This is a genomic window from Streptacidiphilus sp. PB12-B1b, from assembly GCF_014084125.1.
In the GTDB taxonomy this organism is placed as follows: Bacteria; Actinomycetota; Actinomycetes; order Streptomycetales; family Streptomycetaceae; genus Streptacidiphilus.
Genome location: NZ_CP048405.1, coordinates 2,088,930 through 2,107,831 on the forward strand (window position 1 = coordinate 2,088,930; position 18,902 = coordinate 2,107,831).

The 18,902-nt window shown below is 72.7% G+C and carries 19 protein-coding genes; 10 read left to right on the forward strand and 9 right to left on the reverse strand.

Annotated elements, in window-relative coordinates; translation table 11 throughout:
• Window positions 1–5 precede the first annotated feature (5 nt).
• The gene (locus GXW83_RS09480; protein WP_225446864.1) at window positions 6–1,493 is read left to right on the forward strand and encodes a M1 family metallopeptidase; all 1,488 of its coding nucleotides are present in this window, start codon (window positions 6–8) and stop codon (window positions 1,491–1,493) included.
• A gap of 25 nt (window positions 1,494–1,518) precedes the next feature.
• On the opposite strand, the gene GXW83_RS09485 is transcribed toward GXW83_RS09480, so the two are convergent.
• The 8 genes from GXW83_RS09485 to GXW83_RS09520 form a co-directional block, all read right to left on the reverse strand.
• Window positions 1,519–2,292, reverse strand: a complete 774-nt coding sequence (locus GXW83_RS09485) for a thioredoxin domain-containing protein (protein ID WP_182442636.1) — start codon at window positions 2,290–2,292, stop codon at window positions 1,519–1,521.
• A gap of 125 nt (window positions 2,293–2,417) precedes the next feature.
• Window positions 2,418–3,092, reverse strand: coding sequence for a hypothetical protein (locus GXW83_RS09490; RefSeq protein WP_225446865.1), 675 nt, complete (start codon window positions 3,090–3,092; stop codon window positions 2,418–2,420).
• Window positions 3,093–3,243: 151 nt separating this feature from the next.
• The gene (locus GXW83_RS09495) at window positions 3,244–3,777 is read right to left on the reverse strand and encodes an SPW repeat protein (protein ID WP_370466620.1); all 534 of its coding nucleotides are present in this window, start codon (window positions 3,775–3,777) and stop codon (window positions 3,244–3,246) included.
• 136 nt (window positions 3,778–3,913) lie between these two features.
• Window positions 3,914–7,471 (reverse strand): DNA polymerase III subunit alpha, encoded by a 3,558-nt coding sequence (gene dnaE / locus GXW83_RS09500; RefSeq protein ID WP_182442637.1) that lies wholly within the window; start codon window positions 7,469–7,471, stop codon window positions 3,914–3,916.
• Between the two features lie 58 nt (window positions 7,472–7,529).
• Window positions 7,530–8,222, reverse strand: coding sequence for a hypothetical protein (locus GXW83_RS09505; protein WP_182442638.1), 693 nt, complete (start codon window positions 8,220–8,222; stop codon window positions 7,530–7,532).
• Window positions 8,223–8,243: 21 nt separating this feature from the next.
• Window positions 8,244–9,041, reverse strand: coding sequence for an ABC transporter permease (locus GXW83_RS09510; protein ID WP_182442639.1), 798 nt, complete (start codon window positions 9,039–9,041; stop codon window positions 8,244–8,246).
• Window positions 9,038–10,027 carry an ABC transporter ATP-binding protein gene (locus tag GXW83_RS09515; protein WP_182442640.1) on the reverse strand — a complete coding sequence of 330 codons (990 nt, stop codon included), beginning with the start codon at window positions 10,025–10,027 and terminating at the stop codon, window positions 9,038–9,040. Before GXW83_RS09515 ends, GXW83_RS09510 begins: the two co-directional genes overlap by 4 nt.
• Window positions 10,028–10,055: 28 nt before the next feature.
• Window positions 10,056–11,261 (reverse strand): NYN domain-containing protein, encoded by a 1,206-nt coding sequence (locus tag GXW83_RS09520; protein WP_182442641.1) that lies wholly within the window; start codon window positions 11,259–11,261, stop codon window positions 10,056–10,058.
• 164 nt (window positions 11,262–11,425) lie between these two features.
• Between GXW83_RS09520 and GXW83_RS09525 the strand changes: the two genes are divergently transcribed.
• Window positions 11,426–12,187, forward strand: coding sequence for a hypothetical protein (locus GXW83_RS09525; protein ID WP_182442642.1), 762 nt, complete (start codon window positions 11,426–11,428; stop codon window positions 12,185–12,187).
• A gap of 25 nt (window positions 12,188–12,212) precedes the next feature.
• Here GXW83_RS09525 and GXW83_RS09530 read toward each other — a convergent pair whose 3' ends face one another.
• On the reverse strand, window positions 12,213–12,923 hold the full coding sequence (locus GXW83_RS09530; RefSeq protein WP_182442643.1) for an LON peptidase substrate-binding domain-containing protein: 711 nt from the start codon (window positions 12,921–12,923) through the stop codon (window positions 12,213–12,215).
• A 139-nt stretch (window positions 12,924–13,062) separates the two neighbouring features.
• Here GXW83_RS09530 and hisD point away from each other — a divergent pair, with 139 nt between their 5' ends.
• Genes hisD through hisF form a run of 8 tightly spaced genes read left to right on the forward strand, consistent with a single transcriptional unit; the run spans window position 13,063 to window position 18,896 of the window.
• Window positions 13,063–14,382, forward strand: a complete 1,320-nt coding sequence (gene hisD, locus GXW83_RS09535) for a histidinol dehydrogenase (protein ID WP_182442644.1) — start codon at window positions 13,063–13,065, stop codon at window positions 14,380–14,382.
• On the forward strand, window positions 14,379–15,485 hold the full coding sequence (locus GXW83_RS09540) for a histidinol-phosphate transaminase (RefSeq protein WP_182442645.1): 1,107 nt from the start codon (window positions 14,379–14,381) through the stop codon (window positions 15,483–15,485). Before hisD ends, GXW83_RS09540 begins: the two co-directional genes overlap by 4 nt.
• Window positions 15,482–16,075, forward strand: coding sequence for an imidazoleglycerol-phosphate dehydratase HisB (hisB, locus tag GXW83_RS09545; RefSeq protein WP_182442646.1), 594 nt, complete (start codon window positions 15,482–15,484; stop codon window positions 16,073–16,075). The genes GXW83_RS09540 and hisB overlap by 4 nt, the downstream gene beginning before the upstream one ends.
• A 4-nt stretch (window positions 16,076–16,079) precedes the next feature.
• The gene (locus GXW83_RS09550; protein WP_182447742.1) at window positions 16,080–16,244 is read left to right on the forward strand and encodes a hypothetical protein; all 165 of its coding nucleotides are present in this window, start codon (window positions 16,080–16,082) and stop codon (window positions 16,242–16,244) included.
• Window positions 16,245–16,285: 41 nt separating this feature from the next.
• Window positions 16,286–16,918, forward strand: coding sequence for an imidazole glycerol phosphate synthase subunit HisH (gene hisH, locus GXW83_RS09555; RefSeq protein ID WP_182442647.1), 633 nt, complete (start codon window positions 16,286–16,288; stop codon window positions 16,916–16,918).
• The gene (priA, locus tag GXW83_RS09560; protein WP_182442648.1) at window positions 16,915–17,658 is read left to right on the forward strand and encodes a bifunctional 1-(5-phosphoribosyl)-5-((5-phosphoribosylamino)methylideneamino)imidazole-4-carboxamide isomerase/phosphoribosylanthranilate isomerase PriA; all 744 of its coding nucleotides are present in this window, start codon (window positions 16,915–16,917) and stop codon (window positions 17,656–17,658) included. The genes hisH and priA overlap by 4 nt, the downstream gene beginning before the upstream one ends.
• A 16-nt stretch (window positions 17,659–17,674) precedes the next feature.
• On the forward strand, window positions 17,675–18,112 hold the full coding sequence (locus tag GXW83_RS09565; RefSeq protein ID WP_182442649.1) for a RidA family protein: 438 nt from the start codon (window positions 17,675–17,677) through the stop codon (window positions 18,110–18,112).
• Window positions 18,113–18,125: 13 nt separating this feature from the next.
• A complete protein-coding gene (hisF, locus tag GXW83_RS09570; RefSeq protein WP_182442650.1) occupies window positions 18,126–18,896 on the forward strand; it encodes an imidazole glycerol phosphate synthase subunit HisF in 771 nt (256 codons plus the stop codon).
• Window positions 18,897–18,902: the final 6 nt, after the last annotated feature.

An 18,902-nucleotide genomic window follows, 5' to 3' on the forward strand; every position in this document is an offset into this window, starting at 1 on the left:
CAGCGTTGAGCAGTCCCAAGCAGTCGCCGCGCCTGCCCGCCGACCCCTACTTCCCCGGCCACGGCGACCCCCGCTACCACGTCCACCGCTACGAACTGGCCCTGGACTACCGCCCCGGGCCCAACCGGCTCTCCGGCAGCGCCCGGCTGACCTGCCTCGCCGGGAGCGAGGCGCTCACCGAACTCGCGCTGGACTTCGCCGAGTTCCGGATCAACCGGGTGCTGCTCGACGGGCGGCCCGCGCGCTGGACGCTGCGCGCGGGCAAGCTGCGGCTGCGCCCGGCCCGGGCGCTGCGCGCCGGAGCGGCGTTCACCGTGGAGGTCAGCTACAGCGGCAACCCGCGCCCGGTCCGCAGCGAGTGGGGCGGGCTCGGCTGGGAGGAGCTGGAGGACGGCTCGCTGGTCGCCAGCCAGCCCATCGGCGCGCCCTCCTGGTACCCGTGCAACGACCGCCCGGCCGACAAGGCCGCCTACCAGGTCTCGATCACCGCGCCCAGCCCGTACACCGTCGTCGCCAACGGCCGGCTGCTCACCCGCACCGCCCGGGCCGGCGCCACCACCTGGGTGTACGAGCAGCCCGCGCCCTCGGCCAGCTACCTGGCGACGGTGCAGATCGGCCGGTACGAGCAGCTGGCCCTGGCCGGCGGCCCGGTGCCGCAGACCGTCTACGCCCCGGCCCGGCTGGTCGCCGCCTGCGGGATCGACCTGGCCCGCCAGCCGCAGATGATGGGGCTGTTCACCGAGCTGTTCGGGCCCTACCCGTTCGGCGAGTACGCGGTGGTGGTCACCGACGAGGAGCTGGACGTCCCGGTCGAGGCCCAGGGGCTGTCCACCTTCGGCTCCAACCACGTGGACGGCGCCCGGGGCTCGGAGCGGCTGGTCGCGCACGAGCTGGCGCACCAGTGGTTCGGCAACAGCGTCACGGTCGCCGACTGGCGGCACATCTGGCTGAACGAGGGCTTCGCCAAGTACGCCGAGTGGCTGTGGTCCGAGCGCTCCGGCGGCCGCAGCGCCGCCCAGCACGCCGCCGAGTCCCACGCCCGGCTCTCCGGCCTGCCGCAGGACCTGGTGCTGGCCGATCCCGGCCGCAAGCTGATGTTCGACGACCGGCTGTACCGGCGCGGCGGGCTGACCGTGCACGCGCTGCGGGTGGTCCTCGGCGACCCGGCCTTCTTCGCGCTGCTGAAGGAGTGGGCCACCGAGCACCGGGGCGGCGTGGTGACCACCGCCGACTTCACCGCCCGCGCCCAGAGCCACACCGCCGAGCCGCTGCACGCCTTCTTCAACGCCTGGCTGTACGCGCCGGAGCTGCCCCCGCTGCCACGGTCCGCGCCGCCCGCCCCGCAGCCCCCGGCCGGGCCCGGGTCGCAGCCGCAGTCCGGCCCGGTGCCTGCGGTCGAGCCGGTCGGCCCGGAGGCGGCCGCCGCCCTACCGTCCGAGCGGCGGCGCTGGGCGCGCTGGACGCCCGACCCCCGCCGGGGCCGGACGACCTGACCGGCCGGACGGCCCGGTGCCCCGGCTACTTGGTGCCGAGGGCGGAGTCCACCAGCGCCGTGTACTGGGCGGGCGTCACCGGCCCGTTGTTGCCGATGACGGCCAGCTGCTGCCCGTTCAGCTTGAAGGTCGGGGTGGCGTTCACCCCGCTGTTGTTGAAGGCGTCGGTGACCTTGGCCACCCAGGGCCCGTAGGTGTCGTCCTGCACGGCCTTGGTGAACGCCGGGGTCACCAGGCCGGGGACCTTCGCGGCCAGCTTCAGCATCTCGGCGCTGCTGTTGAAGCCGTCGGTGGTCTCCGGCGGCTGGTTGGCGTACAGCACGTCGTGGAACGCCTTGAACTTGGCGGTGCTCTCGTTGAGCGCCGCCGCCGCGGCGTTCAGCGCCACCGCCGAGCCATTGCCGCCCAGGTTGCCGTCCAGGAAGGTGGCCATGTGGTACTCGATCTTGTACGTGCCGTTGTCGGCCAGCGCCTGGATGGTCGGACCGGCCGACTTCTCCAGCCCGTCGCAGACCGGGCAGCGGAAGTCCTCGTAGACCTGGAGCGTGTTCTTGGCGTTCGGGTTGCCGTAGACGATGGTGGTGCCGTCCGCGTGGGCCGGGGCCACGTACGGCGCGTGCGAGGTGGTCCGGGAGTCCTGGACGGCGATGCCGATGCCGGTGCCGGCCACGATCACGGCGACCGCGGTCGCGCCGACGATCAGGCCCTTGCGGCGCCTGAGCCGCAGTTCCTCGGCGGCGCGGGCCTCGGCGATACGGGCGCGGGCGGCGCTCTTGGCGGAGTCGTTCTTGGTGCTCATGGAGGTGTCCTGTCAGCTCGCGTGCCGGGGGAGGGGTGCTCGGCGGGCACGGCGTACTGCGGGACGCGGCCGTAGACGTGCGGCCCCGGGCGTCCGGGACCGGTCGGCGGACCGGGTCGGTGGTGTCAGCAGCAGGCCGCGCGCGGGAGCGGCGGCGGCCCGCGGCGGGCCAGGGTGTGCCGCAGTCGCGGCCGGGCCGGAGCGGCGGTGCGCTCCGGACGGCGGCGGCCCGGCCCGGGCTGTGGTTCCGGCGCGAGCAGCGCGGCGACGGCCAGCCGCAGCGCCCGGCGCAGCGGGGCGGCGAACAGCCCGGCCGCCGCGCCGACGGCCCGGGCCAGCCGGAACGCCGCCGTCTCGCCCTGGCTCAGCCACCAGGCCGCGAGCAGCCCGACCAGCAGGTGCGCGGCCAGGACCAGCCAGGGGGAGAGGCCCCCGCCCGCGGCGTGCAGCACCGGGGTGGGGCCGCCGCTGCCGCAGATCAGGGTGTTCACCGAGTGCCAGGGGCCGATCAGCGGCCCGCCGCCAGTGGCCTGGTAGCACTGCGCCTGGCCGTCGGTGAACAGGGTGTCCAGGGCCAGTTCCAGCGGGACCAGCAGCGCGGCGATGGCGGCGTACGAGCGTTCCCGCCGCCCGAGCAGCAGGGCCAGCAGCAGGCTGCCCGCCGCGGCGGCCAGCACCGTCGGCCAGGGCAGCGGCTCGCTGGTCATCAGCACGTGCGAGCCGCTCGACAGGACGACCGTGAGCAGCGTGAACACCAGCGCGCGCACCAGCGCGAGCAGGGGTGTCGCACGGGTGGTCACAGATCTGCTCCTCGGGTTCGCCGACCGGTCCATCCTCCCACGCACGGGCGGGCGGGCGGACCGGGGATTCCTGAAGAGCGGATGAGGATGTGGTGAGGGACGCCTGTGCGGGGCCCGGCGGACCGGGCCCCGCCGGGCGCGGGCGGCGCGGTCAGGTGCTGGGGTGGGCGCTGCTCATGGTGCTGGTGCGCCTGGCCGCCCTGCCGGTGGCCATCCGGATGGCGCCGACGGCGCAGCCGAGCAGCACGATCACCGCGCCGACGACGACGTTGTTCCAGATCATGCCGGTGGTCGGGTGGTGGCCGACGGTGGCCACCCAGGGCGCGATGACCAGCCAGACGCCGGCGGCGGCGCAGGCCCAGCCGAGGCGGCTCATCCGCTCCGGCGCCAGGGTCAGCCCCAGGCCGAAGGCGGCCACGGCCAGGCCGATGATCAGGTTGTTCATCCGCAGTTCCGGGTTGGACCCGCTGAAGTGCACGATCCAGGGCGAGACGGCGGCGTACAGACCGGCCAGCAGGACCGCCCCGTCGAGCGCGCTGTCCTCGCGGCCGCGCAGCAGCCGCTCGTACCGCTCGCGCATCTCGGGGACGTCCGGGTGCCGGTCGATGTCGTGCATGGAGGTGGGGCTGGAGCTGGACATGGGGCTTGAGCTGGCGTTGGAGGGGCGCTGAGAGATGTCGGACATGGTGGTCGCTTCCTCCCTATAAGGGGACAATCCGTCATCTGTCTCAGGCTGTACCCCTCCATGGTTGACTCACACACACATCCGACGCCGTGACCATATCGTTATGCGGATCTTATGTTTGGTGCGTCTGTGCAGGTCAGGCCGTGGTCGCCCAGACCCCCGGGCCGAGCAGGCTCTTGATGTCGCTGGCGAAGCCGCTCTCCGGATCGACCAGGAAGCCCAGCTCGAACAGCACGTTCCGGCTGTGTCCGGACATCAGCAGCCGGACCGGCACATCCCCCGGATGGGCGCGCATGGTCCGCTTCAGCTCGGCCACCAGCCTGGGGTTGATCTTGCGCTCCGGGATGTTCAGCTGGATCGGCGGCTTGCCGCCGTGCTCGGCCGAGGAGATGTCCACCGGCTGCATCTCCTCGCCGAAGATGCTGATCGCGCCGTCGCGCTCGTTCAGCCGCCCGCGCACCGAGATGACGTTGTCCTCGATCAGCTCGTGCGCGACCAGTTGGTACGCCTTGGGGAAGTAGAGCACCTCCACCGAGCCGTCGCGGTCGGCGATGGTGATGATCGCCCAGGGGTTGCCGGCCTTGTTGATCCGCCGGTCGACCGAGGTGATCAGCCCGCACAGCTTGACGTAGCCCTCGGTGCGGCCCGAGCCCAGCAGGTCCGCGATGGAGGTGTCCCGGTTGCGGGAGAGGATGTGCTCGGCGCCGTCCAGCGGGTGGCTGGAGACGTACAGGCCGAGCATCTCGCGCTCCAGGCTGAGCAGGTGCTTGCGCGGCCACTCGCGCTCGTCGAGGGTGAAGTCCAGCCCGATCGAGGGCGCGTCCCCGACCCCGGTGTCCATCGAGCCGAACAGGTCGTCCTGGCCGATCGCCTGCTGCTTCTTCAGGCTGGTCACCGAGTCGATCGCGGTCTCGCAGACGGCGACCAGGCTCTGCCGGGTGTGCCCGAGCGAGTCGAACGCCCCGGCCTTGATCAGCGAGTCGACGGTGCGCTTGTTGCACACCACCAGCTCCACCTTGTCCAGGAAGTCCGCGAAGGAGGTGTACTTGCCCTTCTCCGAGCGGGTCTTGACGAGGGATTCGATGACCGGGATGCCGACGTTGCGGACCGCCTTCAGGCCGAAGCGCACCGAGTCGCCGACGGCGGTGAAGTCGACCACCGACTCGTTGACGTCCGGGGACAGGATCTTGATGCCCAGTCGGCGGCACTCGGCCAGGTAGACCGCCATCTTGTCCTTGTCGTCGGACACCGAGGTGAGCAGCGCGGCCATGTACTCGGCCGGGTAGTTGGCCTTGAGGAAGGCGGTCCAGTAGGAGACCAGGCCGTACGCGGCGGAGTGCGACTTGTTGAAGGCGTAGCCGGCGAAGGGGACCAGGACGTCCCAGACCGCCTGGATGGCCTCGTCGGAGTAGCCGCGCTCCTGGCAGCCCGCGTGGAAGGGCACGAACTCCTTCTCCAGCACCTCCTTCTTCTTCTTGCCCATGGCCCGGCGGAGCAGGTCGGCCTGGCCCAGGCTGTAGCCGGCCAGCACCTGCGCGGCGCGCTGCACCTGCTCCTGGTAGACGATCAGGCCGTAGGTCGGGCCGAGGACCTCCTTGAGCGGCTCCTCCAGCTCCGGGTGGATCGGCGTGATCTCCTGCATGGCGTTCTTGCGGAGCGCGTAGTTGGTGTGCGAGTTCATGCCCATCGGGCCGGGCCGGTAGAGCGCCGAGACGGCGGAGATGTCGGCGAACTCGGTCGGCTTCATCAGCTTCAGCAGCGCCCGCATGGGCCCGCCGTCCAGCTGGAACACGCCCAGGGTGTCGCCGCGGGCCAGCAGCTCGTACGTGGTGGGGTCGTCGATCGGGATCTTCTCGGTGTCGACCTCGACGCCCCGGTTGGCCTGGATGATCTTGATGGCATGGTCGATGATCCCCAGGTTCCGCAGACCCAGGAAGTCCATCTTGATCAGGCCCATCTCCTCGCACTGCGGGTACGAGAAGCCGGTGATGATCACCCCGTCCTTGTCCCGCTTGTGCAGCGGGATCAGGTCCAGCAGCGGGGCGGAGGAGAGGATCACCGCGGCGGCGTGCACGCCGGTGCCCCGGGTCAGGCCCTCGATGCCCTTGCCGGTGTCGATGATCTTCCGGACGTCCGGCTCGTTCTCGTACATCGCCCGGATCTCGCCGCCCTCGGAGTACCGCGGGTGCGACTCGTCGAACAGCGCGTACAGCGGGACGCCCTTGCCCATGACGTCCGGCGGCATCGCCTTGGTGATCCGGTCGCCCATGGAGAAGGGGTAGCCGAGGATGCGGTTGGCGTCCTTGACGGCGGCCTTGGCCTTGATCGTGCCGAAGGTGTTGACCTGCGCGGTGTACGCCTCGCCGTACTTCTCGGTGACGTAGCGCACCATCTGGTCGCGCTGGCGGTCGTCGAAGTCGATGTCGACGTCGGGCGGGTTGATCCGCTCCGGGTTGAGGAAGCGCTCGAACAGCAGGTCGTGCTCGAGCGGGTCCAGCTCGGTGATCCGGGTCAGGTAGGCCACGATCGAGCCGGCCGCCGAGCCTCGGCCCGGGCCCACCGGGATGCCGTTGTCGCGGGCGTACTGGCAGATGTCCGCGACCACGAGGAAGTAGGCGTCGAAGCCCATCGGCGAGATGACGCCCATCTCCAGCTCGATCCGGTCCAGCACCTCCTGGCTCGGGTTGTCGCCGTAGCGCCGGGGCAGCCCCTCCGCGATCTTGTGCCGCAGCCAGGACGCCTGGGTCTCGCCCTCCGGCACGTCGAACTGCGGCATCCGGTCGACGTAGGTGAACACCTCGTCGTACGGCTGGATGCGCTCGCCGATGGCCAGGGTGTTGTCGCAGGCCTCCGGCAGCTCCCGGAACAGCTCGCGCATCTCCTCCGGGGTCTTGATGTAGTAGCCGGAGCCGTTGAACTTGAAGCGGTTCGGGTCGTCCTTGTTCTTGCCCACGCCCACGCACAGCAGGTTGTCGTGCGCGTCGGCCTGGTCCTCGGTGACGTAGTGCGAGTCGTTGGTCGCCAGGAGCGGGATGTTCAGCTGCTTCGCCAGCCGCAGCAGGTCCTCGCGGACGCTGCGCTCGATGTCCAGGCCGTGGTCCATCAGCTCCAGGAAGTAGTTCTCCTTCCCGAAGATCTGCTGGTACGCGTCGGCGGCCTTCACCGCCTCGTCGTACTGGCCCAGCCGCAGCCGGGTCTGCACCTCGCCCGAGGGGCAGCCGGTGGTGGCGATGATGCCCTTGGCGTGCTGTGAGATCAGCTCGCGGTCCATCCGGGGCTTCATGTAGTAGCCCTCCATGGACGCCAGCGAGGAGAGCCGGAACAGGTTCCGCAAGCCGTCGGCGTTCTCCGCCCACATGGTCATGTGGGTGTAGCGCCCGCCGCCGGAGACGTCCTTGCCGCCCTCGCCGTCCGCGCTGGCGACCCGCTGCCCGCCCGGGGCCCAGAACACCTGCTTCTTGTGGAACCGGGACTCCGGCGCGACGTACGCCTCGATCCCGATGATCGGCTTGACGGCGGTCTTCTTGGCGATCTGCTGGAACTCGTACGCCCCGAACATGTTGCCGTGGTCGCTCATCGCCACCGCGGGCATGCCCTGCCGCTCGACCTCGGCGATGAGCTTGCCGTTCTTGGCGGCCCCGTCCAGCATCGAGTACTCGGTGTGTACATGCAGGTGAACGAAGCTGTCGGCCACGGTACGGGCACTCCTTGGGCTGAGTCCGAAGCGGGGAAGCCTCTACCCTAGCGCGGCCCTACGGCGTCTCGCGGCGCTCCGGGCGGGGCTCCTCGCGCAGCTGCGGACGGTCCGGGTGCGGATCCGCGGGCAGCTCCGGGAACGGCTCCGCGGCCGGCTCCCCGTCGTCCTCCCGGTACTCCGGGAGCGCCGCGGGCTTGGGGGTGAACAGGCCGGTCAGCGCCACCAGCGCCAGCAGCGAGGCGGCCGGCCAGGCCAGCAGGACGCCCTTGGCGGTCAGCGCCAGCGGGCCGTAGAAGGTCCGGCCCAGCGGCACCGACTTGGCGGTGGCGACGATGTTGCCGCTCGGGCCCAGCGCCACGCCGAGCTTCCAGGCGACGTACCCGCCCGCCAGGCCGCCCAGGGCCAGCCCGACCGCCACCGCGATCCCGCCCTGCCGGGCGCGCGAGCGCCAGTACGCCAGGCCGCCGGTGAGCAGGCCGCAGACCAGGCCGATGCCGGCGAAGTACAGGTCGGCCGAGATCGACTGCTCGCCCTCCGGGTCCAGCAGGTAGATGTCGCTGCTGTCCGCGTACAGCGGCACCTTCGGCGCCACCCAGTGCCACACCAGGCCCATCACCAGGCCCAGCAGGGCGGATCCGGCCACCAGCGCCAGGCCGACGAGCAGCTCGGTCCGCAGGGCGCGGGCGGATGGCCGGGCCCGGCGGGGGGCCTCGGTCTCGGTCTCGGGGTCCGTGTTCGGTGCGGTCACGGCGTCATCGTCCCACGGACCTCAGGCCCTGGTCGCGGCGCGTCGGTAGGCCCAGGTGGCCAGCGCCAGCGAGGCCGCCCCGACCACCGCGCAGACGGTCAGGTCGGCGCCGACCGCCGCCCAGTCCGGACGCGCGGCGAAGGTCCGGGCCAGCGCGTCCACGCCGTAGGTCGAGGGCAGCAGGTCGCGCAGCCAGCGGATCGGCTCGGGCATGTGGCTCGGCGGCAGCACGCCCAGCAGCAGCGCCGCCGACATCCCCAGCTGGCCCAGCAGGGTGGCGATCTCCTGCCGGTCGGCCAGCAGCCCGCAGGCCGCGCCGACCCCGGACAGCGCCGCCCCGGACAGCGGCACCACCAGCAGCAGCACCCACAGGTGCAGCCAGGACAGCTGGAACAGGACGCAGCCCGCCGCCGCCGTCAGCAGCGTCCCCGGCACGGTGAACGAGGCGTACGCCCCGGCCGTCCCCAGCACCACCGCGGCGGCCGGGACCGGCAGCGTCGCGTAGTGGTCCAGCCCGCCGGAGGCCTGCAGCCGGCCGAAGTACTGGGCCAGCAGGTTCAGCGCCACGAACGCCACCACCAGCACGCTGGAGCCGGCCACCACGTCCCGGGCCGCGCCGGTGTCGGCCGGACCGGTGCCGACGACGCCGCGCATCATCACCATGATCCCCAGCGACTGGAAGGTGGCCACGAACAGCAGCGGGATCCGGGACACCCGGGCGCGGGACAGCTGCGCCCGGTAGACCGCGCCGAGCGCGGGCAGCAGCGCCGCCCGGGGGGCCAGCTCGACGGTTCTGGCCGGGATTGCCGTGGTCGTCATTTCACGAGTCCTTCGTGGCGTCCGCCGAGCAGCAGGTACACGTCCTCCAGGCCGGGCGTGCTGAGTGAGAAGTCGTCCAGGGCGGCGAAGGCCGGGCCGGTGGTGACCCGGGCGACCAGCTCGCGGGCCTCCTCGGGGTCGGCGCGGACGGTCCACCGCCGCCCCGAGCGTACGGCGCGCCCGGCCAGCGCGGCCACCAGCGGCAGCCCCATCGGCGGCTCCTCGCGCCAGACCAGGTCCAGCCGGACGTCGCCGTCCACCAGCGCCTTGAGGCCGCCGGGCGTGTCGCAGGCGATGATCCGGCCCTCGTCGACCACCGCGACCCGGTCCAGCACCGTCTCCGCCTCGATCACGTTGTGGGTGACCAGGATCACGGTGGTGCCGCTGCTCTCCCGGCGGCGCTCCACCGCCGACCACACCGCGCGCCGGGCCACCGGGTCCATGCCGGTGGTCGGCTCGTCCAGGACCAGCAGCCGCCGCTCGCCGACCAGCGCGGTGGCGAAGCAGGCCAGTCGGCGCTGGCCGCCGGAGAGCCTGCCCAGGGTGCGCTGCGCGATCGGCTCCAGCGCCAGCTCGTCCAGGACCGCGTCGCGCGCGGCCCGGGCCTGCGGCGTGCCCAGGCCGCGCAGCCGGGCGGTGGTCTCCACGGCCAGGGACACGGTCAGCTCGTCCAGCGCGGTGGACTCCTGGCCGAGGTAGGCCAGCAGCCGGGAGGCGCGCTCGGGGTGGCGCACGATGTCGTGGCCGAGGAGGTCGATGCTGCCGCTGTCGGGCCGCAGCAGCCCGGTGAGCTGGCGCACCAGGGTGGACTTGCCCGCGCCGTTCGGCCCGAGCAGCCCGAAGACCTCGCCGCGCCGCACGTCCAGCGAGATCCCGGCGTTGGCGCGGACCTTCTGCGCCTTGGCGCCGCGCCCGCTGCGGTAGGTCTTGACGAGGTCCCGGACGCGGCAGCAGCTGTCGTCCGTCTCCACGTTCTCCCTGCGCATCACAGGCGACGACGATACAGCGCAGCCGTCAGTGCTCCGCTCCCACGCCCTCGCCGCCGGGGACGCGCGCGGCGATCTCCCGCCAGAAGCCGGCCCGGATGGCGTACCGGTCGTGCTCGTCGATCTGGTCGTCCTTGTGCGCGAGCAGGCCGAAGCGGGCGGCGTAGCGCAGCAGCTCGCCGTCGACCCGGTGCGGGATGCGCGGGTAGTCGGTCCACAGCGCGGAGAGCCGGGCGGTGTCGCCGAGCCGCTCGGTCCAGCGGTGCGCGAAGACCTGACCGACCTCGGTGGGGTCGCCGCCGATGGCGGTGATGTCCTCCTCGCGGTCGGCCCACTTCTGCTCGGCGGTGGTCAGCTGGGTCAGCGTGGGCAGGCCGTCGGCGGCGCCGCCGCTCTCCGAGGCGCGGTCAACCCAGCCGCGGTCGGAGGACCAGCGCAGGGTGGACGGCGCGGCCGGCTGCGGCGCGGGGGCGGCGGGCAGGGCGCGCCCGAGGCCGTCGGCGATCTCCTTGGGGGTGGGCACCCGGTGCGGCGCGGGCTTGGCGTCGTCCTCGGCCAGGGCGTCCAGCTCGCCCAGCTCCGCCAGCTGGGCGGGGGTGTCCGAGACCGGTTCGACCGGGCGCGGCGCGGAGAGGATCTTGGCGATGTCCGGGCGCGGGTCGGCCGGCGGGCAGGGCGGGGCGAGCTCCCGCACCGCCACCGAGCGGGTGATCCACTCCCGGTCCAGCACCCGGCGCTCGTCGGCCTCGGCGACCAGGTCCTCGGACTGGTTGAAGTCGCCGTCGGCGGCCTGGACCGCCCACAGGTGCACCGCCACGCCGTAGTCCTTGGCGGCGGTCATCCCCGGCAGCAGGTCGCCGTCGCCGGTGACCAGCACCACGTCGGCGCAGGCCCGGTTGCGGGCCAGCTCGGACAGCTCGGCGTGCATCGCGGCGTCCACGCCCTTCTGTACCCAGCGGCCGTCGGCGCGGGTCAGCGCGCCCAGCCGGACGGTGACCCGGGGCATCACCCGCAGCCGCCGGTGCTCCGGCATCGGTCTTCGGTCGGGGGCGGCGTCGAACCAGTAGATCCGCAGCAGCGGCAGCCCGGTCTCGGCCTCGGCCCGCTCCCGCAGCAGGCCGATCAGCTCGGCGTGGTCCACCGAGATCCGCGACCGCGAGCTCTCCCCGGCGAGCAGGCTCGCCGCGGCCCCGAGCAGGTAGCCGGCATCCACCAGGACGACGCAGCGGTCCACGTCCAACACCTCTTCCGTTCGGCCCGGCCCAGGAGCGCGGCGATCACCTGCCGGGCTGTTCCGATGCCCATACCCAGCCCGGTGACCGCATATCCGACTCGTACGGGGGACAATGGCGGCCGTCCGGCGGAACAGCCGCCGGAGGAGACGGGTGCTCGGAGACCATGCGTAGACGATCAGCGGCACTTCTGGTGTCGGGGGTGCTGGCGGTGGGCGGAATCCTGCTGCCGTCCATCCAGCAGCAGTCCTCCCACGGCGACACCCGCATCGTCAGGGTCGTGGTCAACGGCGGCCGGTCGATCGTGCTGGGGCCCACCGGCACCTCGCCGATCAGCTTCAGCATCACCGCCGAGGACAAGTCGGGCATCAGGTCGGTCGACGGCATCGGCCTGTGGAGCGCCAACTACGGCATCCTGGTGCCGTCCAAGGCGAGCTGCACGGCGGTGTCGCACACCGAGTCGGTGTGCACCGGGACGTCCTCGGTGAGCGTGCCCGAGCACCAGATCTTCGACAACATGGCGGGCTCCTGGTACGTCCAGGCGACCGCGCACGCCAACGACGGCGACAAGCGGACCGAGGACAAGGCCGGCCGGTTCAAGATCCTCAAGCAGGTGACGGCGACCATCTTCGGGGTGACCGCGCCGGTCGCCAAGGGCGAGCCGTTCACCGTCGGCGGCCAGGTGCTCAAGCCGGACTGGCGCTCGCAGCAGCTGGTGGCCAACCCGGGGGAGCGGGTCCGGCTGGAGTTCTGCGCCGGCAGCTGCACCCGGCCGACGGTGGTGGCCACCGCCAAGTCGGACACCGCGGGCGACCTCACCGCCACCGTCCGGGCGAGCCAGACCGGCACCTACACCTGGGTCGCCCCGGCGACCTTCTGGTCCGCCGAGGCGACCTCCCAGCCGGTGCAGGTCGAGGTGACCGGCTAGGGCCAGGTCGGTCGGGGGTGCCCGCTCAGTTGGGGTTGAAGGTCTGCCGGGCCAGCTCCACCGCGGGCAGCGAGGGCAGCTTGGCCAGCACCGCGGTCTCCCGGCGCAGCAGCTCCAGCTCGGCGGCCAGCCGGGTCGAGGCGGTGTCGGCGGCGAGCAGCCGCTGCTTGTCCCCGATCGCCAGCACCGAGGCGGCGGCCACCAGGTACGACAGCACCATGGGATCGTCCGGCAGCTCCTGCACCCCGGCGACGCTGGCCTCCCGGGCCCCGGCCAGTCGCCGTTGGTAGGCGCGGAAGGTCCGCTCCACGCCCTGCGCGAGCGCCCCCGCTTCCGCTCCCGGCTCCTCGCTGAGGCGCTCGACCTCGGCGGTCAGATAGGGGCCGGTGGAGTCGTAGGACAGCGTCCGGAACCGGGTGGTGCCGGTCACCAGCAGGTCGTAGCCGCCGTCCGCGCGGGATTCCACCGAGGCGATCTCGGCGACGCAGCCCACGTCGAACAGCGAGCGCGCCGGGTCGCCGCCCAGGCCGGCCAGGGCGGGGTTGCCGCCCTCCACGCCGGTGGGCGCGGTCTCCTGGCCGTCGCGGATCGCCACCACACCGAACCGGTGCGGCTCGGCGCCTTCCAGCAGGTCCGCGACCAGGCGGCGGAAGCGCTCCTCGAAGACCGACAGGGGCAGCACCAGGCCCGGGTAGAGCACGGTGCCGAGGGGGAAGAGGGGGAGCCGTTCCGTCACGGGCGTAAGAGTACGGCCACTTCGCCCCCCGACGGCTCGCCGGGCGCGTCCGGCCGGTGCCGCGGCCCCCGTGCCCGGTGGTGTCCCAGAGAGTGGTCAGCACGGACGGGGCCTCCGGGCGCTCCGTACACTGGGGCCTGTGATCTCGAGAATCGACCTCAGGGGCTCCACCGACGACCCGCGCGGGTTCCTGCCACGCGCCGAACTGGACGTCGAGGCCGCACTGGAGAAGGTGCGGCCGATCTGCGAGGACGTCCGCCATCGCGGCGTCGAGGCGCTCGTCGAGATCACCGAGCGCTTCGACGGGGTGCGGCTGGACGACATCCGGGTGCCGAAGGAGGCCGTCGACACCGCGCTGAAGGAGCTGGACCCGAAGGTCCGCGCCGCGCTGGAGGAGTCCATCCGCCGCGCCCGGCTGGTCCACCACGAGCAGCGCCGCACCGACCACACCACCCGGGTGGTGCCCGGCGGCACGGTCACCGAGCGCTGGGTGCCGGTCGAGCGGGTCGGCCTGTACGTGCCCGGCGGCCTGGCCGTCTACCCGTCCTCCGTGGTGATGAACGTGGTCCCGGCGCAGGAGGCCGGTGTCGCCTCGCTGGCGGTGACCTCCCCGCCGCAGCGCGCGTTCGGCGGCCTGCCGCACCCCTCGATCCTGGCCGCCTGCGCGCTGCTCGGCGTGGACGAGGTGTACGCCGTCGGCGGCGCCCAGGCCGTGGCGATGTTCGCCTACGGCGCGGGCGAGGGTGACAGCCGCTGCCGCCCGGTCAACCTGGTCACCGGCCCCGGCAACATCTGGGTCGCCGCCGCCAAGCGCCTGCTCAAGGGCGTCATCGGGATCGACGCCGAGGCCGGTCCGACCGAGATCGCCATCCTGGCCGACGCCACCGCCGACCCGGTCCACGTCGCCGCCGACCTGATCAGCCAGGCCGAGCACGACCCGCTGGCCGCCGCAGTGCTGGTCACCGACTCGGTGGAGCTGGCCGAGGCGGTGGAGCGGGAGCTGCCCCGGCAGACCGCCGCGACCAGGCACAGCGAGCGGATCACCGTCTCGCTGGGCGGGCGGCAGTCCGGGATCGTCCTGGTCGACTCGGTCGAGCAGGGCCTGGACGTGGTCAACGCCTACGCCGCCGAGCACCTGGAGATCCAGACCGCCGACGCCGCCGCCGTCGCCGCCCGGGTCCGCAACGCCGGGGCGGTCTTCGTCGGCCCCTGGGCGCCGGTGTCGCTGGGCGACTACGCGGCCGGCTCCAACCACGTGCTGCCCACCGGCGGCTGCGCCTGCCACTCCTCCGGGCTGAGCGTGCAGTCGTTCCTGCGCGGCATCCACGTCGTGGAGTACACCCGCCAGGCGCTGGCCGACGTCGCCGCGCACGTGGTGACCCTGGCCGACGCCGAAGACCTGCCCGGCCACGGCGACGCCGTGCGCGCGCGATTCGACTGGACGGTTCCCCAGGCATGAAGATCGACGACCTGCCCATCCGCGACGAGCTGAGGGGCAAGACCCCGTACGGCGCACCGCAGCTGGACGTCCCGGTCCTGCTGAACACCAACGAGAACCCGTACCCGCTGCCCGAGGCGCTGGTCGCCCGGATCGCCGAGCGGGTCGCCGAGGCCGCCCGCACCCTCAACCGCTACCCGGACCGGGACGCGCTCGAGCTGCGCGAGGCCCTGGCCGGGTACCTCAGCCGGAGCACTGGGCACCCGGTCGGCCGGGCCAACGTCTGGGCCGCCAACGGCTCCAACGAGGTGCTGCAGCAGCTGCTGCAGACCTTCGGCGGCCCCGGCCGCAGCGCGCTGGGCTTCGCCCCCACCTACCAGATGCACGACCTGATCTCCCGCGGCACCGGCACCCGCTGGCTGCAGGGCGCCCGCGGCGAGGACTTCACCATCGACCTGGGCGCGGCTCTGGCCGAGATCGCCGAGCACCGCCCGGACGTGCTGTTCGTCTGCTCGCCCAACAACCCCACCGGCACCGCCGTCGCCCAGGAGACCGTGCTCGCGCTGTACGACGCCGCGCAGGCGGTCAAGCCGACGCTGGTGGTCGTGGACGAGGCGTACGGCGAGTTCTCGCACCAGCCCTCGGCGCTGCCGCTGCTCGACGGCCGGCCGCTGCTGGTGGTCACCCGGACCATGTCCAAGGCGTTCGGCGCGGCCGGGCTGCGGCTCGGCTACCTGGCCGCCGACCCGGCCGTGGTGGACGCCGTCCAGCTGGTCCGGCTGCCCTACCACCTGTCCTCGGTCACCCAGGCCGCCGCGCTGGCCGCGCTGGAGTTCACCGACACCCTGCTCGGCTACGTGGACCGGCTGAAGTCCGAGCGGGACCGGCTGGTCGCCGAGCTGCGGGCGATGGGCCTGGAGGTCACCGACTCCGACGCCAACTTCGTCCAGTTCGGCCGCTTCGACTCGGTCCACGGCGTCTGGCAGGCGCTGCTCGACCAGGGCGTGCTCGTCCGCGACAACGGCATCCCCGGCCGGCTCCGGGTCACCACCGGGACACCCGCCGAGAACGACGCCTTCCTGAACGCCCTCCGCACCACGCTCAAGGAGTCCCAGCCCTCATGACCCGCGTCGGGCGCGTCGAGCGCACCACCAAGGAGACCTCCGTCAAGGTCGAGATCGACCTCGACGGGCAGGGGCGGACGGACATCAGCACCGGCGTCGGCTTCTACGACCACATGCTGGACCAGCTCGGCCGCCACGGCCTGTTCGACCTCACCGTCAAGACCGACGGCGACCTGCACATCGACACCCACCACACCATCGAGGACACCGCCCTGGCCCTGGGCGCCGCCTTCCGGCAGGCGCTCGGCGACAAGGTCGGCATCTACCGCTTCGGCAACTGCACCGTCCCGCTGGACGAGTCGCTCGCCCAGGTCACCGTCGACCTCTCCGGCCGCCCCTACCTGGTGCACACCGAGCCCGAGGGCATGGCGCCGATGATCGGCAGCTACGACACCACCATGACCCGGCACATACTGGAGTCGTTCGTAGCCCAGGCGCAGATCGCCGTGCACGTCCACGTACCGTATGGACGCAATGCCCACCACATTGTCGAGTGCCAGTTCAAGGCGCTCGCCCGGGCGCTGCGGTACGCCAGCGAGCTGGACCCGCGAGCGGCCGGGATCCTCCCGTCGACCAAGGGCGCCCTGTAAAGCCATGAGCCACATGAACGGCTTCGTCTACATACTGATCTTCGCCGGCCTCTTCCTGATGGGCGGCGCGTACTCGTTCTGGAAGCAGAAGCTCTCCATGAGCATGGTCGTGCTGCTGGCCCTGGCCGGCCTGATGTGCTTCGCCACCGGGGTCCTGAAGCTCACCTGAACCGCCGTCCACGACCCCCCTTCACCCCCTAAGGACCCGCCATGACGAAGCACGTGGTCGTCCTCGACTACGGCTCCGGCAACCTCCGCTCCGCCCAGCGGGCGCTGGAACGGGTCGGCGCCGACGTCGAGGTGACCTCCGACTTCCGCACCGCGCTGGACGCCGACGGCCTGCTGGTGCCCGGCGTCGGCGCGTTCGCCGCCTGCATGGAGGGCCTGCGCGCGGTCCGCGGCGACCGGGTCATCGGCCGCCGGCTCTCCGGCGGCCGCCCGGTGCTCGGCATCTGCGTCGGCATGCAGATCCTGTTCGCCCGCGGCGTCGAGCACGGCGTCGAGACCGAGGGCTGCGACGAGTGGCCCGGCACGGTCGAGCCGCTGCAGGCCCCGATCGTTCCGCACATGGGCTGGAACACCGTCCGGGCCGCCGACGGCAGCGCCCTGTTCGCCGGCCTGGACGACGACGCCCGCTTCTACTTCGTCCACTCCTACGCCGTCCGGCACTGGGAGCTTCCGCCGATCGAGCAGCTCCGGCCGCCGCGGGTGACCTGGGCCGAGCACGGCGAACCCTTCGTGGCCGCGGTCGAGAACGGCCCGCTGTCCGCGACGCAGTTCCACCCCGAGAAGTCCGGCGACGCCGGCGCGACCCTGCTGAAGAACTGGATCTCCACGCTGTGAGCACGCACCCCGCGGGCACCGACCGCCTCGTCCTGCTGCCCGCCGTCGACGTCCGCGACGGCCAGGCCGTCCGCCTGGTCAAGGGCGCCTCCGGCTCCGAGACCTCGTACGGCGAGCCGCTCGCCGCCGCCCTGGCCTGGCAGAGCGCCGGGGCCGAGTGGATCCACCTGGTCGACCTCGACGCCGCCTTCGGCACCGGCGACAACCGGGCCCTGCTGGCCGAGGTCACCGGCCGGCTCGACGTCAAGGTGGAGCTCTCCGGCGGCATCCGCGACGACGACTCGCTGCGGGCCGCCCTGGCCACCGGCTGCGCCCGGGTCAACCTCGGCACCGCCGCGCTGGAGTCCCCGGAGTGGGTCGCCCAGGCCATCGCCGAGTACGGCGACCGGATCGCGGTCGGCCTCGACGTCGTCGGCACCACCCTGCGCGGACGCGGCTGGACCAGCGAGGGCGGCGACCTGTACGAGGCCCTGGCCCGGCTGGACGCCGAGGGCTGCGCCCGCTACGTGGTCACCGACGTCGACAAGGACGGCACCCTGGCCGGCCCCAACCTGGAGCTGCTGCGCAACGTCTGCGCCGCCACCGACCGGGCGGTCGTCGCCAGCGGCGGCGTGTCCTCGCTCCAGGACCTGCGGGACATCGCCACCCTGGTCCCGCAGGGTGTCGACGGCGCGATCGTGGGCAAGGCCCTGTACGCACAGGCTTTCACCCTCGAAGAGGCGCTGGCAGCAGTGTCCTGAAGGAGATGAACCCGGCATGACCGACCGTCGAGCGACAGAGCGTCAGGACGCCTCCCTGGTAAGGGTCAACGGGCAGAGTCCGTGGGAGGAGCAGTTCGGGTTCTCCCGTGCCGTCGCCGTCGGGGACTTCGTGTTCGTCTCCGGCTGCACCGCCTGGGACGACGGGCGGATCCTCTTCGAGGGCTCCCCGCACGACCAGGCCCGCACCGCCTTCGGCGTGGCCCTGGACGCCCTGGCCGGCTTCGGCCTGACCGCCGCCGACGTGGTCCGCACCCGGATGTACGTCACGCACGCCCGGGACGTCGACGACGTCGGCCGGGTCCACAAGGAGCTGTTCGGCGCGGTGCGGCCCGCCGCCACCATGGTCGTCGTCAGTGCCCTGCTCGACTCCCGGATGGCCGTGGAGGTCGAGGTCGAGGCGTACCGCAAGGCCGCGAGCGCGGCCGCAGACTAGGAGCAACCCCCGCATGACGCTGGCCGTTCGTGTCATCCCCTGCCTGGACGTCGACGCCGGGCGCGTCGTCAAGGGCGTCAACTTCGAGAACCTCCGCGACGCCGGCGACCCGGTCGAGATGGCCCGGCTCTACGACGCCGAGGGCGCCGACGAGCTGACCTTCCTGGACATCACCGCCTCCTCCGGCGACCGGGAGACCACGTACGACGTGGTGCGCCGCACCGCCGAGCAGGTCTTCATCCCGCTGACCGTCGGCGGCGGCATCCGCGAGGTGGAGGACGTCGACCGGCTGCTGCGGGCCGGGGCGGACAAGGTCGGCGTCAACACCGCCGCCGTCACCCGCCCGGAGCTGGTCCGGGAGATCGCCGAGCGCTTCGGCCGCCAGGTGCTGGTGCTGTCCATCGACGCCCGCCGCACCAGGGACGGCGCCGCCACCGCCTCCGGCTTCGAGGTCACCACCCACGGCGGCCGCCGCGGCACCGGCCTGGATGCGGTCGAGTGGGCCGAGCGGGCGGCCGCGTTGGGCGCCGGGGAGATCCTGCTGAACTCCATGGACGCCGACGGCACCAAGGACGGCTACGACCTGGAGCTGCTGCGCGCGGTCCGGGCCCGGGTGGCGGTGCCGGTGATCGCCAGCGGCGGGGCGGGCCGGCTGGCCGACTTCGCCCCGGCCGTCGCGGCGGGAGCCGACGCGGTGCTGGCCGCCAGCGTCTTCCACTTCGGCGAGCTGCGCATCGGCGAGGTCAAGCAGGCGCTGCGGGAGGCCGGGCACCCGGTCCGCTGACGGCCG

Excerpts from the sequence above, each read along its gene's own strand:
- GXW83_RS09485 (WP_182442636.1), bottom strand. The coding sequence starts at position 2,292 with ATGAGCACCAAGAACGACTCCGCCAAGAGCGCCGCCCGCGCCCGTATC.
- GXW83_RS09495 (WP_370466620.1), bottom strand. The coding sequence starts at position 3,777 with ATGTCCGACATCTCTCAGCGCCCCTCCAACGCCAGCTCAAGCCCCATG.
- GXW83_RS09510 (WP_182442639.1), bottom strand. The coding sequence starts at position 9,041 with ATGACGACCACGGCAATCCCGGCCAGAACCGTCGAGCTGGCCCCCCGG.
- GXW83_RS09515 (WP_182442640.1), bottom strand. The coding sequence starts at position 10,027 with ATGCGCAGGGAGAACGTGGAGACGGACGACAGCTGCTGCCGCGTCCGG.
- GXW83_RS09525 (WP_182442642.1), top strand. The coding sequence starts at position 11,426 with ATGCGTAGACGATCAGCGGCACTTCTGGTGTCGGGGGTGCTGGCGGTG.
- GXW83_RS09540 (WP_182442645.1), top strand. The coding sequence starts at position 14,379 with ATGAAGATCGACGACCTGCCCATCCGCGACGAGCTGAGGGGCAAGACC.
- hisB (WP_182442646.1), top strand. The coding sequence starts at position 15,482 with ATGACCCGCGTCGGGCGCGTCGAGCGCACCACCAAGGAGACCTCCGTC.
- GXW83_RS09550 (WP_182447742.1), top strand. The coding sequence starts at position 16,080 with ATGAGCCACATGAACGGCTTCGTCTACATACTGATCTTCGCCGGCCTC.
- hisH (WP_182442647.1), top strand. The coding sequence starts at position 16,286 with ATGACGAAGCACGTGGTCGTCCTCGACTACGGCTCCGGCAACCTCCGC.
- GXW83_RS09565 (WP_182442649.1), top strand. The coding sequence starts at position 17,675 with ATGACCGACCGTCGAGCGACAGAGCGTCAGGACGCCTCCCTGGTAAGG.
- hisF (WP_182442650.1), top strand. The coding sequence starts at position 18,126 with ATGACGCTGGCCGTTCGTGTCATCCCCTGCCTGGACGTCGACGCCGGG.